At 59.4% G+C, this 717-nt stretch carries 3 protein-coding genes; 1 reads left to right on the top strand and 2 read right to left on the bottom strand.

Annotation, left to right across the window (positions count from 1 at the left end):
- On the top strand, positions 1–246 hold a 246-nt coding region (locus IVA81_RS14370), incomplete at its 5' end, for a hypothetical protein (protein WP_247318953.1).
- Here IVA81_RS14370 and IVA81_RS40400 read toward each other — a convergent pair.
- Together IVA81_RS40400 and IVA81_RS40395 are read right to left on the bottom strand one after the other, a co-directional pair.
- A complete protein-coding gene (locus tag IVA81_RS40400; RefSeq protein ID WP_346659390.1) occupies positions 194–367 on the bottom strand; it encodes a tyrosine-type recombinase/integrase in 174 nt (57 codons plus the stop codon). The two genes, IVA81_RS14370 and IVA81_RS40400, sit on opposite strands and share 53 nt — an antisense overlap.
- A gap of 85 nt (positions 368–452) precedes the next feature.
- The coding region (locus tag IVA81_RS40395) for a tyrosine-type recombinase/integrase (RefSeq protein WP_253075486.1) at positions 453–717 on the bottom strand (265 nt) is incomplete at its 5' end.

Here is a 717-nt window from a genome sequence, read left to right as displayed (position 1 = left end):
ATTCAGGGGAAAATGCGGCTCAACGCTGATCTCGAATCGGGACGCAGCCTCGTCAGTCATCCACGCCGGAAGGCAGGCAAAGGTGCCGTCAAGTTGGTGCACAACGAGAAACGCGGCGCCACCTCGCTCAAGCCGCCGCCTAACACCTACCGTCTCCCCGAAGCGAGGATGAAATCGGTAAGTGATGCGTGCTTCAGCCTGTTGTTCGCGGGCAGTATGTCGCCCTTCCGAGCAGCACCTGGATGACGCAGATATCGGCGCCGTTCTCCAAAAGATGGATGGCAAAACTGTGCCGCAGCGTGTGCACCGTCACGTGCTTGCTCAGACCGGCCGCGATACGGGCTGAACAGCAGGCGGCGTGCAGCACGGCGGGCTCAAGCGCCCGCTCGCCATCGCGACCGGGAAACAGCCAGCGTGTCGGTCGGGTCAGCCGCCAGGAGACCGCAGAATCTTCAGAAGCTGTGGGAGAGCATGGCGTAACGATTCCGGCCGCCTTTGCCCTTCTCGACACGGATCACCATCCGCCGGCTATCGATATCTGCGATCTTGAGGAAAACGACCTCCGAAACCCGTAATCCGGCGGCATAGACCGCAGTCAACGCGGTGCAGCTCTTCAGGCTAGGAGCCTGTCTGAGTAATCTGATTTTTCTCGACGAAGCACAAGCATCGTGATTCAAACGATGGATGAGCAAGACATTTCGTCCGTGGGACGTTGAT

The organism is Bradyrhizobium sp. 141 (genome assembly GCF_023074055.1).
Taxonomy (GTDB): Bacteria; Pseudomonadota; Alphaproteobacteria; order Rhizobiales; family Xanthobacteraceae; genus Bradyrhizobium.
The sequence above is the reverse complement of the archived record's forward strand: the minus strand, read 5'-3'. Positions and strand labels throughout refer to the sequence as shown.